The sequence below is a fragment of the Algoriphagus aurantiacus genome (assembly GCF_035156405.1).
GTDB lineage: Bacteria > Bacteroidota > Bacteroidia > Cytophagales > Cyclobacteriaceae > Algoriphagus > Algoriphagus aurantiacus.
In genome coordinates this window covers 1-16,064 of the sequence record NZ_JAXRUT010000019.1, presented here as the reverse complement: position 1 = coordinate 16,064, position 16,064 = coordinate 1, and the positions used below count along the sequence as shown (strand labels likewise).

The following is a 16,064-nucleotide window of genomic DNA, read 5'->3' as shown; positions in this document are numbered from 1 at the left end:
GATTTTAAAAAAAATTATGCGGACCCTTCTGAATTCACTTACTAGAATTATGCCTTGTGCTAGCCTGAAAAATCCCCTTTGCCCTCCGCCGCGGTGGAGGAAATTGCCAAACTTGAACCTCTAGTATAATTCAAAGCAACTTCGGGAAATTAAGCGGATACTCAAAAAAAAGGATCTCTAACAAATCCGGAACTTGGGTATTGGTATGCTCGGGATCCAATTTTGCTCTTGCTATTAAACGAACGGTTAATTTCTTTAAGCGGAAAATTCTTTTGATCCAAGCTTCTTACCTTTGCCCTAAGTCACTTCCTCACTTATGAAAACCCTTAGAATTACCGGAGTTCCTGAGCATTTTAATTTCCCTTGGAAAAAAGTAGTCGCAGCACAACCCTTTGAAAAAATGGGAATTACCCTAGCTTGGAAGGATGAGTCTAGGGGTTCCGGCCAGATGAACAAGGATCTGAGAGAAGACGAAACCGATATCGCTATTGTGTTGACAGAGAGCTTTCTAAAGGATTTTGAAGTAGGAAACCCTTCTAAAATGATTGGCTTTCATGTCAAATCTCCTTTGAACTGGGGAGTACATATATCTGGAGATTCAACAGTAAATTCATTGGATGAAATTACTACCCCCTCTTTTCTAATCAGTAGAATAGGATCTGGATCACAGCTAATGAGCTATGTACTTGCCAAACGAGAAGGATGGGATTCAGAAAAACTGGAATTTAAAATTGTAAATAATCTTCATGGTGCTTTGGAAGCGATGAATCCAGAAATACCTGAGATGTTTCTTTGGGAAAAGTACACAACCAAACCTTGGGTGGACACCAAACAGATGAAGCGAATCGGTGAAGTCTCAAGTCCTTGGCCATGCTTCGCAATAATTGCCAGCGACAAAGCATTAGCTGAATTCGGCGAGATAGTATTCCAATTGAGAGACCTTGTCTATCAAACGTCAAAAAGCCTCCAAACCAGTCTCACTGCAATTGAAGACATTTCAAAAAACTATGAGCTAAATGCTCCCGATGTAAAGGAATGGTTTGCTCAAACTACCTGGGCGACGAATGCTGAAATAACCAAAACTCAGCTGATAGAGTCGATGAACACGATGAAAGAATTAGGAATTATATCTAAAGAAATCCCAATTGAAGATTTCCTTACCTACAAGCACATCTTAATTGCTGACTAAAACCTTACTGGCAGGAATCTTAACACACACCTTGGTCCCTTCTCCTTCTTTGCTTTTGATATGTAAATCGCCGCCGTTCATTCGTGTAAATTCCTTACAAATCTGAAGACCTAGACCAGAACCTTTTTCCATTTTGGTGCCTAATTTAGAATTAGAGATGACATAATCTTCCGAAAGTAATTCCTGGATTTGCTCTTCTTCCATGCCGATCCCTTGATCTTTTACACACCAGGTAATCATATTGTTATCTCTTTCTACCGAAAGCTGGATAGTATCGCCTGGTTTAGAGAATTTTACTGCGTTATTCAAAATATTACGCACCACCACCTCTATCAGATTCCGATCTGCATAAATTTCTAAGTCAGTTGTTGAGGATAAATCTTCTATTACAAGTGACTTCTCTTTTAACTGTGGCATAATCAGCTTAATGGTAGACCCTACCAACTCGGAAAGATTAAAGTTTACTTTATGAAGTTTAAATCCTTCCATCTGAGCTACAGACCACTTCAGCGTATTATTTAAAGTGAAATACACTGAGTCTACACCCTTTTTTAAATATTGGATCAATTCGTCAAATTCCTCCTGATTCAGTTGTCCATTAATCATTAAATCTACAATAGATTTCACTTGACCTACTGGACCTCTTAGATCATGTCCTATTATAGAGAAAAGTTTATTTTTAGTCTGGTTGATTTCTTGAAGCTGCAGCGAATTGGCTGCCAAATCCTCATTTTGCTTCCGGATTTGCTGCTTTTGAGATATCAAGTGCGCGTTATATTTCCTAATTCTTTGATTTAGGAAAAACAGCCAAATCACGAGACCACAAATCAAAAGAGATCCAATTCCCACTAGAATCATTACTCTTCTATTCATAGCCAACCTCGTTGCCTGGTACTCATTTTGTGCTAGGAGTAATTCAAGCTCCGAGTGCTCCAAATCATCCTGAAACATCCCCTGCATCAGTGCTAATCTATCTCTGCTGGATTTATTGACCAAAGAATCATTCAAGGCAACAAATTTGGACTGCTGACTGAACGCTTCCTTATAATCTCCAATTTGTCTGTAATATTCAGCAAGGTATTTATGGCTTTTTGAAAGCTCATCAAGCAAGCTGTTTTGACTAGATAACTCCTCTCCTTCAAGCAATACTTTCTTTGCTTTTTCTAGTTTCCCATTCAGTAGATATGTATTACCAAGCCGATGCAGAATACTGGCTTGAAAAGTAATATGACCCTGCACTTGTCCATTAGCCAGAGCTTCTTCATAGATAATCTCTGCTGAATCAGTTTGATTTCTTTTCAAGTAAATGTCACCTATTATGCGATTGGAAAAAGAAAGTAAATAGGGAGATCCTGCAGTCCTATTAGCCTCAATAGCTTTATGGGCAAAAAACAACGCGGAATCAAGCTTATCTAGATGTATAAAGTTGAAGGCAACGTTATTGAGACTTCTAATCATCGTATAGAGATCATCTGCTTTGGCACTAATTTCATAGGCTGTTTTAAACTGATTAATAGCCATCTGATAGTTATTCTGCTCATAGTATAGTGCTCCTATACTGTTAAGAACTCGTGCAGCTTCCTCCAGATTATTTGATTCAATAGAAAGTTCGTATGCTTCCTTGGAGTGATTGAAGGATTTTTGCCATTGACCTCTACGGTAGTATATCCAGCCAATATTTTCTTTGGCTTTTGCCTCTGCAGCTTTATTTTTAAGTGTTTGTGCTAGTTTTTCTGCTTCCAAAGCATAATCAAACGCTACTTGCTGCTCAATTTCTCGAAGGTAGAATGACAATTCATTTAGAATGGTCAACCTTTCCTCCCCCTTAGCTGTAGGCAAATGGTTTTTAAGACTATCTAAATTCGGGATTTGAGCAAACACTCCGAATGGAGCGTTCAGGCTGAAAACCAAAAGGAAAAATAATATTCTTTTCAAGCGGTTTATACGACTTTAAAATGTTAAAAATAACAACTAAAAAACAATCTCAATAGATAAAAGAAAACCGTTAGAACTTTACTTTTTAAGTACCTCCCAGTCCCAATCTTTGTTCATCTGAGTAATTGCATGATGAGCTGTAAGGTCATATTGACATGGAACTATCGAAATATAGTTATTTGCGATCGCCCATTCATCATTATCTTCTCCTTTATCAAAATTCACAAAGTTACCCGCTAACCAAAAGTACTTTCTTCCATTTGGATCAAAACGCTCATCAAACTCTTCTTGCCATTTGGCTTCAGCTTGACGACAAATTTTAATTCCTCTAATTTCCTCATTTTGCTTTGGGGGGAAATTTACGTTTAAAGCTACCCCCTTTGGAATCCCTTTCTCAAGAACCTGACGTGTAATTTTCTCTACCCATTCTTCCACGTGTGCGAAATTAGCATTAGAAGAAAAATCACACAAACTAAACCCGATAGAAGGATATCCCTCCAATGCACCTTCAATAGCCGCAGACATAGTCCCAGAATAAAGGACTGAGATCGAAGTATTGGATCCATGGTTAATTCCGCTCACAATCAAATCTGGACTTCTATCCTTCATCACATAATGCTTAGCCAACTTCACGCAATCGGCAGGAGTTCCACTTGACTCGTAAGCTTTTACACCATCGAAAATATCAACTTCTTCCAAACGGAGCGTTTCTCCAATTGTAATTGCATGGCCCATTCCCGATTGGGGACTGTCTGGAGCTACTACGACCACATCTCCAAGTTTCTTCATAACAGACACGAGTACACGTATCCCTTTGGATGTGATCCCATCGTCATTTGAGACGAGAATTAAAGGTTTGGACATTTAGTTTCGATTCAGTTCGTTGTAATAGGCCGTGATTCGAAGGAGATCTCCTCTTTTATCATAGTCTAAGCGATTTTTTCGCATGAAAAGTGAAATCTGATCATCGTGACCAGGAAGCATTTCAAAAAGATCTTTTTTCTTAAGGCTATATTGTTCAATCTTACCATTTTTCAGAAAGTAATATTTGAATGCCAATTTATAGCCCACCATTGATTGAGGCCCATAAAATGGATTCATACCATATCCTCCCATCATACCATATCCTCCCATACCTCTGGAGTCAGTAGCCACGTACTCTCTGCATAACAATGCAAGGTCATCTCCTTCGGTTAATACTTCAAAAAAGATTGGGGTTGCATAATCATTACCTTGAGCGTAAGGTAAGCTATAAAACTTGCGTATGCCACCATACACCTCATCATACAATTCAAAATAGGTGACATTGGTCGAAGTGAATGTATTGACAGTTTGATCCTGAAGCTGAACTACGTTGTTTTCCAGATCGTACTTGATCTCTCCTCCATAGACTTGTCCATCTGTGGTATAGATATTTCCCTTATGCCAGACTTGGGAAGGAAATTGATTCTGAGCAAATGATGTAGCTATGCCCAGAAATAATAAGCTAAAGGAGAAAATTGCTTTTTTTACGGTTTCCATCATGACTTTATTTACGCAATAATGAGAAACAGGTTGAAGCTCATTATCGATATTGACAAATATCAAGATTAGAACAGGATTTTACTTCAAAATATTGTGTCCCATTTTATCTCGTTTGGTTTGAAGATACTTGGCATTATGCACGTTAGGAGCGATTTCAATAGGAACTTGCTCTACGATTTCCAGACCATATCCTAATAGACCGACACGTTTTTGTGGATTATTAGATATCAAACGCAATTTGCTCACATCCAAATCTCTCAAAATCTGAGCTCCTACTCCATAATCTCTGCTATCCGAAGGCAATCCTAATGCAAGGTTTGCCTGCACAGTATCCATTCCTTCTTCCTGGAGTTTATACGCTTTCAATTTATTGATCAGGCCAATCCCCCTGCCTTCTTGATTCATATAAAGAATCACACCTTTTCCTTCTTTTTGAACCATCTGCATGGCGCCATGTAGCTGCGGTCCACAATCGCATCTGCATGAGCCAAAGATATCTCCAGTCATACAAGACGAGTGAACACGAACCAACACAGGCTCATCTTTTTCCCATTTGCCTTTGAGTAAGGCTAAATGTAGTTCTTGGGTATTGGTCTGACGAAAAGCAATCAATTCGAAATCACCAAAATCAGTAGGTAAATCCACCCCGATTTCACGCTTGATCAGCGATTCATGCTTCAATCTAAAAGCGATCAGATCCTTGATGGAGATCAACTTCAAATTAAATCTCTTAGCAACTTCAACCAAATCGGGAAGTCGGGCCATAGTCCCGTCTTCATTCATGATTTCCACAAGTACTCCTGCGGGAGAAAAGCCAGAGAGACGGGCTAAATCAATAGCCGCTTCGGTATGACCAGCTCTTCTAAGCACTCCACCTCTTTTGGCTTTGAGAGGGAAAATATGTCCAGGTTTACCCAATTCACTGGGATCAATAGAATCATCTACGAGGGCTTTGATGGTTTTGGACCTGTCTGCAGCAGATATTCCTGTGGTGCAACCATGTCCAATTAAATCAACAGACACGGTAAAAGGCGTTTCAAAAGCAGCAGTGTTATTTCCCACCATGAGTTCTAGTCCCAATTTTTCGCATCGATCCTCGATCAGTGGCGCACAGATCAAACCTCGTCCATGAGTTGCCATGAAATTGATAATCTCTGGAGTCACAGTCTCAGCTGCACATACGAAATCACCTTCATTTTCTCTATCCTCGTCGTCCACGACGATAATTACTTCCCCATTTTTGATTGCTTCTATTGCATCTTCTATAGGATCCAGAATATATTTTTCCACGAAATTTGTGTTTGAATTAGGTTTTAGAAAGGCAAATTTACACGCTTTCAAATCTTAAACAGGATGAGGCCAAATAAAGTTTGGTTTAACCAATGACTATTCCAAGCTCTTTATCAATCTCAAGTTGTACTTTCTTGAGTTCGAAGTAGATCACCTGAAACTCATGTACTTTGTCATCATCAAGGTGCTCTGACTCAGCATTTTTTATTTTCCCCTTGGCCTCTTCCATGAGCTTTTGCACCATCTTTCTCTTTAATCGTAAAATAGATTTAAAGCCTGTAAGCGTAAGATCATCTGATTCTGTATTGATAATAATCTGATGTGTATCCGCCCAATGATGTGACACTTCATGACGAACAGTTACTAAATCTATCACCTCTTTTTGCACTTCCTGATCACCTAGACCAATAAAATATTCAGAGGTTGGAATTTCTCCCTGTAACAGACTATGCCGATAGAGATCTAAAATTTTATTATAAATAGGAGTAGTAAAATCAAGCTCTTCAGTCTCCGAAAGCAAATATTGACACAAATGCATCTCTTCATCACTAAGTTTCTGCCAGCCATAATTCACTAAAATCCGAACCATCTCACGTTCTTGAATTCTCAGAATTTCGGAGAAAGAGGTAGCAGTCTCATTAGGAATCAGTTCATCCACTGCCTCATCGGCAAAAATATCATCCTTCTGATTATTGTAATGATCCTTCTGACTCCTTAGAAGTATTTTATTCAGTTCTGCATGGATGACATCCTCTTCTATCCCCAAAAGTCCCGAAGCTTCTTTTGCATAAACTGAGCGAATAATCGGATCAGGGATTTTCCCAATACTTTGAACTACCTCACGGATCACTTCGGCTTTTCGAATCGGATTCTTAGTAAACTCCTCCTTATACAAGCCAATTTTAAACCCAATAAAATCGCGGCTATTATTCTCCAGATAGTCCTGAAATGTCTGCGATCCGACCTTTCTAGAATAACTATCCGGATCTTCCCCATCCGGAAAAACTACAGCTTTTACATTCAGCCCACCTTCCAACAACAAGTCAATACCTCTAAGTGAAGCTTTGATCCCCGCAGCATCGCCATCGTAAAGTACCGTGACCTGATCCGTAAATCGCTTAATCAGTTTGATCTGACCCTCCGTAAGAGAAGTGCCAGAAGAAGCTACCACATTCTCAATTCCTGAGAGATGCATACTCACCACATCAGTGTAGCCCTCTACCAGGTAGCAATTATCTTTCTCACGAATCGCCTTTTTCGCCTGAAACATCCCGTAGAGCACATCACTTTTGTGATAAACCGGTGTCTCGGGTGAGTTGATATACTTAGGTTGATTTTTGTCTTTGGTTAGAATCCGTGCACCAAAGCCCAGTGGCTTACCACTGATATTGTGAATAGCGAAAATGACCCTGTTCCTGAAGCGATCGTAAACACGGGAAGCATCGCCTTCTTTCTGGAGAATCAACCCTGCTTTCAATAGGATATCTTCCTTAAATCCAGCTGATTTGGCTTCCTTGAGGAGATTGTCCCAGCCTTCAAGAGCATAGCCCAAGTCAAACTTTTCAATAATTGCAGGTGTAAATCCGCGTTCTTTGAAATAGCTCAGACCGATTGATTTTCCTTCATCAGTTTGAAGGTTTTTCACAAAAAAGTCACGAGCAAAGCCTAAAGCAATCAGTAAGCTTTCTCTCTCATTTTGTGCTTCATTCTGTTCAGGAGTCCGCGCTTCATCCTCTTCTACTTCGATACCGTATCGCCCCGCGATATGCTTGATCGCCTCTTGAAAGCCAATTCCCTCAATATCCATCACGAACTGTATTGGGTCACCTGCTTTGCCACAGCCAAAGCATTTATAGATTTGCTTAGCTGGCGAAATCGAAAATGAAGGTGTTTTTTCCCCATGAAACGGACAATTCGCCCAGAGATTCTGGCCTTTCTTTTTCATAGGTAAATAATCACCGATCACCTCTTCGATGTCCATGCGTTCTTTGACCCTGTCCGTTGTAAGTTTGCTGATGCCCATTGGAGAATGAATGAAGCAAAGTTAAGCGCTCAATCCAAAAAAAAATAAGAACTTTTAGCAGTTTCACGTAGTTCACATCTACAATACATCTTACTTCGTATTTTATTTAGAAGCCTTTAAGCTCTAAATTGCCGGAAATTACAACATTTACCTCATGCAGTTAACTAAGGATAATATCCTGAAAACACTTTCCCGAGTACAAGACCCTGATTTAAAGAAAGATCTTGTGACACTGGGAATGATACAGAAAATTGAAATCAACGGTACCAAAGCCAGCTTCAACGTAGTTCTTACTACTCCAGCTTGCCCTCTCAAGGAGGTGATTAAAAATAATTGCTTAGAAGTGCTGGAGGAAGACTTTGGGAAAGATTATGAGTGGGATTTATTCATGACTTCCCAAGTCACTACAATTAGAGATGCGGCACCGGTTTTACCCCAAGTGAAAAATATCATTGCGATTGCTTCAGGGAAGGGTGGTGTCGGAAAATCAACTACAGCAGTGAATTTGGCTGTTTCTTTGGCAAAAACCGGCGCAAAAGTTGGATTGATAGATGCTGATATTTCTGGTCCTTCGATTCCCACCATGTTCAATGTGGAGTCTGAGCAGCCGGCTGTGAAAAAAGTCGGAGAAAAAAACGTAATTATTCCAATAGAACAATACGGCGTAAAGTTAATGTCAATCGGGTTTCTAACACCAGTAGACAGCGCCGTTGTTTGGAGAGGTCCAATGGCCAGTTCAGCATTGAAGCAGTTTATCTCTGATGTGGAATGGGGAGAGCTAGATTACCTTTTGATTGATTTGCCTCCGGGGACTTCAGATATACACCTGACTATGGTGCAAACTGTACCGGTGACAGGTGCTGTGATAGTAACCACACCTCAGAAAGTCGCTTTAGCAGATGCTAACAAGGGATTATCTATGTTCAGACAGCCACAAATTAACGTACCCATCTTAGGTGTTATTGAAAATATGGCTTATTTTACACCCGCAGAACTTCCCGATAATAAGTATTACATATTCGGTAAAGAGGGAGGAAAAAAATTGGCAGAGAAATACGAGGTACCATTTTTGGGGGAAATTCCAATTGTACAAAGCATTAGAGAAAGTGGAGATTCAGGCTACCCTGCTGTATTGAAAAACGGAATCACTCAAGAATCTTATATGAGACTAGCTGAAGAAATAGCTAGACAAATTGCTATTAGAAATGCCTCAAAGAATAAAACCGAGGTGGTAGAAATCAAAGCTTAATGAATATGCAACCAGAACTTAGAGAACAAATAGAATTTGCACTAGACACAATTCGCCCATATCTGGAAGCAGATGGCGGAAATGTTAGGATCGTAGAGCTTACAGACGATATGGTTTTAAAACTGGAATTATTGGGCTCATGCGGTACATGCCCTATGTCCACCATGACGCTAAAGGCTGGTGTAGAAGAAGCAATCAAACGTGCAATTCCTGAAATCATACGAGTAGAAGCCGTCAACCTAACTGTTGCTTAATTAGAATTTGAATGAAAAAAGGTTTACGGGTTATTGACAAAGCCAGCATGCTCCTTTTGGGAGCGTTTTTTGTGTTTTCATCAGGCTTTGCGCAGCAATTCCAAACCCTTGATATCACAGATCAACTAAACCAGACTAATTCTCATACACATAGAGAAAAATGTGGTCATGTGATTTTAGAACAAAAAATGGAAAAGGAATTGGGCTACTTTGGTTCAAAGCCGTTTTTTGAAAGTTGGATTAATGATAAAATAGAGCATAAAACGGATCAACCTCAACTATTTAGAATTAATGCTGATCCAATCCTTATTCCCGTGGTAATTCATGTGATTCATAATGGAGAATCTATTGGGCAAGCTAGCAATGTCCCAGTTTCGCAAATAGAGGAGCAAATCAGAATTTTAAACGAAGATTTCCAGCGGCAAAATGCCGATGCCGTCAGTACTCCTTCCGAGTTTTTACCGGTTGCTGGTCTTATCAATATAGAATTTGTGCTCGCCAAACAAGATCCTTCTGGATTACCTTCAAATGGGATAACACGTACTATTGGACCTAAATCATCTTATGATCCCAATACTGATGCCAGCATAATCGGACAGCTGATTCAGTGGAATCCAGAGGAGTATATGAATCTCTATGTGACTCCATTAGTTAATCCCTACATAGGCTATTCATCTTTCCCTGTTTCTGATTTACCTGGCCTCAGTGGCGCCCCATCATCAGCCATTACAGACGGAGTAGTTATAGACTATAGGTATTTCGGCATTGGAGGAAGTGCAGTACCATCATCGCAAGGAAGAACGGCTACCCATGAAGTAGGGCATTTTTTTGGTTTGCGGCATATTTGGGGTGATGGAGGCTGTGGAGTGGATGATTTCGTAGATGATACGCCACTGCAAGATAATTCCAATACTGTTTGCAGTCCTAATGCTACCCGCTTCAGTTGCGACTCAAATGATATGATTCAAAACTACATGGATTATACACCTGACGCCTGTATGAATTTATTCACAAGAGGTCAGGTAGAGCGATTTGAAGTAGTATTGGCCAATAGCCCTAGAAGAGTCACTTTGATCAACAACAGAGCGACCATAGAGCCTGTGCTTGCTGAAAATGATTTGGCAATAGCGAGAGTAATAGAACCTAGTGACTTTGAGTGCGACCCTTCTATTAACCCATCTGTAGAGATCCTAAATGCAGGGAAAAATACTTTGACTTCAGGAAGAGTAGAACTTAGACGAAATGGAGCACTAATAGAATCCAAGAGAGTTACTTTTAATCTAATGACTGGAGAAAGATTTGTAGTGAATTTTAATGAGTTCACGCTTCTCCCCAACACCAATACTGTTGAATTCAGAATCACTCAAGCAAATGATGCTACAGACAATGTTTCTACAAATAACAGTCAAATTGTCACCCCTATTCTTGAGCAGCCAGTAAGTCTTCCCCTTACGGAAGATCTCAGCTCCTTCCCTACTCCATGGTCGATTTCTAATCCAGATAATCTAATGACTTGGGAAAAGGAAAGCCTAACTATTTCGGGTACTGCACAAGACTTGGTTTATGTAAGACACTACGAATACGAAGCACAAGGACAACTTGACTTTTACATTTCTCCTATCATCAACTTGGCTCAATATCCCAATGCGCAACTTGTATTTGAAATGGCATATGCTCAATATGATCAGAATGGATTTTCAGATGAATTGATTATAGCTATATCGGCAGATTGTGGAAATATATTTGACATCCCAAATGCCCCGTATAGGAAGAGCGGTCAACAATTAGAAACTAGCTCAGCTACCCTCGATGAATTTATTCCGACCAATAACAATCAATTCAGAACAGAATTAGTGAATCTATCAGAGTTTTCTGATCTAGGATCTGTTCGGTTGGCTTTTATCACAGAAAACACTTACGGAAATAATATTTATATCAAAAACATCAGAATCCTTCCAAATGAGGAGTATAAGTATGATGTAAGTGTAGACTCTCTTGTATCTCCTTCTCCAATTTCCGACGGTACACATGAAGCTGAGATAGTAACATTGACTAACACTGGCAATCTGCCTTTTTCAAGTTTCTTGTATTCAACAAGTGCAAATGATGGCGCAACTCAAACCTATGTAGCAAGTGGCAGTACAGTGCAGCCTGGGGAAAGTTTTAACGTCAGCACTCCTAAATCCACCTCCTCAGGAAAAAACAAACTTGAATTCGTAGCTTCTGAACCTAACTTCGATCAGAATGGGGACAATTCAGGAAGTCTTACACGATACGTGATAGAAGATGCAACTACTATCCCCGTCCCTTGGAGACAAAATTTCAACAACTCCGGTGCACTCACTCCTTGGCAAACTGTAAATCCTGAATCAGATGCTCAGGCATGGTCAGTTTCTTCTTTATCTGCAGGTGATGGCCCAAATAATGTAACCGAACTATCTACTCACGCTGATGGTCAAACTTATTGGTTGGGCACTCCTATTTTCGATCTTTCTGTAAGTCGTCAGGCGAGTATCTTTTTTGACTTATCAGCTGGGCAAGTCAGCTCTACGACCACCCTAAAAGTACTGGCCAGTGAAAATGGCGGGATCGATTATACAGAAGTTTGGACAGCTAGTGGAACAGAACTATCTACGGTTACTGTAGGAGAATCCAATCCAAATAGTGCGGGAGATTACGTACGCAAATATGTCAACCTAAGTGAATTTGCTGGGGCAGAAAAAACTCAGGTACGAATTGCATTTGTAATAGAAAACGGTGAAGAATCCGACGCACCTATTTATTTGGATAATATTGAGCTCTTCCTAAATGCAAATCCTGAACCTGTGATCCCAGCAGTTGGCATGACTCGGCTATATCCTAATCCAGCACGTGAAATATTTAATATCGCTTTCAATTTGCCTGATTATGAAGATGTGACCATTCAAGTAATTTCTAGTACCGGAGCTCTAGTTCAAGAAATTAAATACCCAGGTACACTTAACCAGACTTATTCGTTTAGCACCCAATTGTTCTCTAAGGGTGTATTTATTATACAAATATCCAGCAACACAATACGGGAAACGAGAAGGTTAATTATAAATTAACTAGAAATAGGCTGAAGAAATCCTCTTCGGCTTATTTTTTGCCCTAGGTTTTCACCAGTTTTAGAGGAATCCTTCGTTGTAAGGATTGAATTTCCCGCTTATCTTTAACTATTAAAATTTCTCAGGCATTTCATTCAACGTCTCTTTTGAAAAAGATATTAATTAACCTCCTAGTGATTATCGGAATTTCAGTTTTACTGGGCTTCCTTTTTTTGAAAATTTACCTTCCCATGTACACCAATCATGGTGAGTCCGTCTCTGTTCCTGATTTATCAGGCTACACGTTCGATGAAGGTGTAGATATCCTAGATCGTGCAGGACTTCAATACGAGGTATCGCTTGACTCAGGATTCAATACTGATCTTAAGACCTTTGCTATTTTGAAACAAATCCCAGAAGCAAACTCGCAGGTAAAAAGCAGTAAAACCATTTACCTCACGTTGAATGCCAAGAATCCTCCGATGTTAAAAATGCCAAATTTAGTCAATTCTCATTTGAAGAACGTGCAGGAGATTTTGGCAAATATGGGTCTTGAGCGAGGCGATATCGTATATGTTCCAGACATAGCTACCAATGTAGTGCTAGAGCAAAAATACAGAGGTGTCTCTGTCTCCGAAGGATTTGAAATTCCCAAAGGTGCGAGAATAGACTTGGTAGTGGGTGACGGATTAGGAAATCAAATACTTGCTGTCCCTGATTTGAAAGGAATGGACGAGGTGGAAGCTGAATTCTTGATTTTGGGTTCGAGCCTAAGAGTAGGCAACAAATACTATCTTGACACTGATTCAGTGGGAGCAGGAAAAGTATTGAGACAAACTCCTACAGCAACTACGCAAGTGAAAACCGGTGAATTAATCGATCTTTGGATTGCTAAAGATAATTTATAGGCTACATGCTCAAACCCCTCCATATTCTTCGAATGGTAGGGCTGTTTACAGCTCTATTCATCTCGACTTTGGCTCATGGCCAATTGATGGAGCTAGCGCCAATCCAGCATCTCAAAATCAGAAGTCACACGCTTTCTGAAGAAAATTCGCGAATTTCTCAAAGCAATACACTCCCCTTTTGGGATGATTTTTCTCAAGGTATAGATACGCTGAAATGGATTGTTTCAGGAGCGTCTTACACAGAAACCATCGGCTTAAATGCTCCATCCATTGGAATGATTCTATTTGATGGTGTGGATGCAAATGGCAATCAATATTCATTATCGCAATTTGATCAAGGTGAAACAGACGTACTGACTTCTAAGCCTTTTGATTTGGGTTCTTTAACTACTTCAGATAGCGAAAGTCTGTATTTAAGCTTCTTTTGGCAGGCAGCGGGAAGAGCTGAGCTACCTGATGAAAGTGATCACCTGACTTTACAAATCCTGAATTCTGAAGGAAACTGGATTACTGTTTGGAGCCAAGTTGGTGGAGTCGGGCTTGACACTGATGTTTTCACTCAAGAAATAGTCAAGATTCTTCCTACTTGGCAACATGACGCTTTCCAGTTTCGATTCTTTTCCGAAGGAAGGCAATCTGGACCATTTGATAGCTGGTTGCTTGATTACATTTACTTGAATGATGGTCGAACAAGCACCGATCTTGCCTACAGAGACAGAAGTCTTACCAGAACGAATGAACTTAGAATCGGGGATTATGGCGCATATCCATTTGTACTGTTGGAAGCAAATCAAGAAGGACTTTGGAGCACTGTACAAAATGAATTCTACAATTTGGAGAACCGCTTTCGGGCAATGGAATACTCCATCGTTATCAATGATTCTTCTACGATGACCAAAACATCAATCAATCTCAATACACCTTTCAACCCAGTTCCAAATGCGCTGGAGCGAAGAGAATTTGAGAGTAATGGATTTGAAGAAATCCCTATCCCGGAGAATGAAACCAGCTTGGAAATCATTTCTTCAATCACCTCAGGAGATGAATTATTTTACGAAGTGGTAGCTGGAGACACTACCTTTTTCTCAACTGTAAATTATGAGCTGAACGATACAGTAAGAACCTCACTCCCACTACTTGACTACTTTGCATATGACAATGGTTCTGCTGATTATGCCGCCGGAATCAATCAAAGATCCGGTCAATTGGCGGTGAAATACAATACCCCAAAGGAAGTTTACATCAAGGGAATTTCGATCAATTTCACCAACCCTATGCAAGCCAATCAAGCTATAGATATCAACGTATGGAGTGATCTGGAAGAAGCTCCCCTTTTTACCAGAGAAGATCTGATTCCTGTAAAAGAAGCCGGTCAGGAGTTTCTATATTATTCTCTCGATACGAACATAAGAGTTGATGGCGATTTTTACATCGGCTTTACTCAGTTTAGTAATGACTTTATCCACGTAGGCCTGGATAAGGTAAATGACAATGGGGACAAGCTGTTTTACAATGTAGTAGGTGCTTGGGCTCAAAATGATGAAGTCCGTGGATCGCTGATGATCAGACCACACATCAGCTTGGTCGCACCGTTTGAGGAAGCATCTGTTCCTGAGGAAGGCATACGAATTTATCCAAATCCAGTGGAAACGCTGCTCAACCTTGAAGGAAAATTTAGCGAGGCAAGAATCTTTGATTCTTTCGGAAGAGAGATTTTTCTTGAGCACCAACTTTCATCCAAGGGAGAAATTGTTAATTTTATTGGACAGCGTCCGGGAGTATACGTACTAAACTTGACTACTGAAGCTGGAATGCTATCATATAGAATTTTAGTTAAATAAAAAAAATGGAAGATATAACTGTAGAAGACCTGAAATCCAGATTGGATAAAAATGAAAAATTTGTGTTTCTAGACGTTCGTGAAGAATGGGAATACGATGATGACAACTTGGGAGCTATAAATATCCCTTTGGCAGATTTGCCTACTAGACTCGACGAAATAGAAGCGTATAAAGACAATGAAATCATCGTTCACTGTCGCTCTGGCGCCAGAAGTATGAATGCTAAGAAATTTCTAGAGACCAAAGGCTTTTCTAAAGTCCGGAATACCACCGGTGGAATTTTAGCTTATAGAAATCTTTAACCCGCATGCATTAGCAAATCTACTACGGCTTCAAACCGCCTCAAAATCAGTCGCTATGCTTCACTTTTCGCTCTCACCGTCCCGTACGTACGGGACGACTCGATCTCCAAAGTGACTGATTTTCTTGCAGTTTGAACCCTCGTTACGAATCCTAATTCATAGTCCGGGTTTAACACTCACTCCCTTCGGGGAGTTTTTCGTTTAAACTATAGCCACACAGAGCACTGAGGGTGACACGGAGAGCACAATTTATTATTATTTTGGTCGTCAGTAATTGGTCGTAATATTTTCTTTTACCGCCGCCGTTCGTGTCACACAAATGGCTTTTTTCTGAAATGACTACAATTAGTCCCTGAGTTCCCGCAGTACTGGCTACCGCTAGGCAGATAAAGCCCAAAAGGACGCTGATTTCCTTTGATCTTACTCAATGAAGGACGCTCCTTCATCCGATTTGTGGAGTCTTATTCTTGAATGTTTTTATTTA

Annotated in this window: 12 protein-coding genes; 7 read left to right on the top strand and 5 right to left on the bottom strand. The window is 40.1% G+C overall.

Annotation, left to right across the window (positions count from 1 at the left end; all coding sequences use genetic code 11):
* Window positions 1-316 precede the first annotated feature (316 nt).
* A complete protein-coding gene (locus SYJ56_RS17505; protein ID WP_323836328.1) occupies window positions 317-1,189 on the top strand; it encodes a type 2 periplasmic-binding domain-containing protein in 873 nt (290 codons plus the stop codon).
* On the opposite strand, the gene SYJ56_RS17500 is transcribed toward SYJ56_RS17505, so the two are convergent.
* The 5 genes from SYJ56_RS17500 to dnaG all read right to left on the bottom strand — a co-directional run bounded on the left by SYJ56_RS17500 (window position 1,175) and on the right by dnaG (window position 7,961).
* Window positions 1,175-3,124, bottom strand: coding sequence for a tetratricopeptide repeat-containing sensor histidine kinase (locus tag SYJ56_RS17500; protein WP_323836327.1), 1,950 nt, complete (start codon window positions 3,122-3,124; stop codon window positions 1,175-1,177). The genes SYJ56_RS17505 and SYJ56_RS17500 overlap by 15 nt on opposite strands.
* 78 nt (window positions 3,125-3,202) lie before the next feature.
* On the bottom strand, window positions 3,203-3,988 hold the full coding sequence (gene surE, locus SYJ56_RS17495; protein ID WP_323836325.1) for a 5'/3'-nucleotidase SurE: 786 nt from the start codon (window positions 3,986-3,988) through the stop codon (window positions 3,203-3,205).
* A complete protein-coding gene (locus SYJ56_RS17490; RefSeq protein ID WP_323836323.1) occupies window positions 3,989-4,645 on the bottom strand; it encodes a hypothetical protein in 657 nt (218 codons plus the stop codon). It abuts the gene before it with no gap.
* Between the two features lie 81 nt (window positions 4,646-4,726).
* Window positions 4,727-5,938: a bifunctional 3,4-dihydroxy-2-butanone-4-phosphate synthase/GTP cyclohydrolase II gene (locus tag SYJ56_RS17485; protein WP_323836321.1), complete on the bottom strand. Its 1,212-nt coding sequence runs from the start codon at window positions 5,936-5,938 to the stop codon at window positions 4,727-4,729.
* Between the two features lie 85 nt (window positions 5,939-6,023).
* Window positions 6,024-7,961, bottom strand: a complete 1,938-nt coding sequence (gene dnaG, locus SYJ56_RS17480; RefSeq protein ID WP_323836319.1) for a DNA primase — start codon at window positions 7,959-7,961, stop codon at window positions 6,024-6,026.
* A gap of 154 nt (window positions 7,962-8,115) precedes the next feature.
* Here dnaG and SYJ56_RS17475 point away from each other — a divergent pair, with 154 nt between their 5' ends.
* From SYJ56_RS17475 to SYJ56_RS17450, 6 genes are all read left to right on the top strand, one after another.
* Complete coding sequence (locus SYJ56_RS17475) at window positions 8,116-9,210, top strand: Mrp/NBP35 family ATP-binding protein (RefSeq protein WP_323836317.1); 1,095 nt, start codon at window positions 8,116-8,118, stop codon at window positions 9,208-9,210.
* 5 nt (window positions 9,211-9,215) lie between these two features.
* Window positions 9,216-9,464 carry a NifU family protein gene (locus SYJ56_RS17470; RefSeq protein ID WP_323836315.1) on the top strand — a complete coding sequence of 83 codons (249 nt, stop codon included), beginning with the start codon at window positions 9,216-9,218 and terminating at the stop codon, window positions 9,462-9,464.
* 11 nt (window positions 9,465-9,475) lie between these two features.
* Complete coding sequence (locus SYJ56_RS17465; protein WP_323836313.1) at window positions 9,476-12,550, top strand: M43 family zinc metalloprotease; 3,075 nt, start codon at window positions 9,476-9,478, stop codon at window positions 12,548-12,550.
* A 230-nt stretch (window positions 12,551-12,780) separates the two neighbouring features.
* Complete coding sequence (locus SYJ56_RS17460) at window positions 12,781-13,437, top strand: PASTA domain-containing protein (RefSeq protein ID WP_323836312.1); 657 nt, start codon at window positions 12,781-12,783, stop codon at window positions 13,435-13,437.
* Between the two features lie 5 nt (window positions 13,438-13,442).
* Window positions 13,443-15,278 carry a T9SS type A sorting domain-containing protein gene (locus SYJ56_RS17455; protein WP_323836310.1) on the top strand — a complete coding sequence of 612 codons (1,836 nt, stop codon included), beginning with the start codon at window positions 13,443-13,445 and terminating at the stop codon, window positions 15,276-15,278.
* A 5-nt stretch (window positions 15,279-15,283) separates the two neighbouring features.
* Window positions 15,284-15,580 (top strand): rhodanese-like domain-containing protein, encoded by a 297-nt coding sequence (locus SYJ56_RS17450; RefSeq protein WP_323836308.1) that lies wholly within the window; start codon window positions 15,284-15,286, stop codon window positions 15,578-15,580.
* Window positions 15,581-16,064 lie beyond the last annotated feature (484 nt).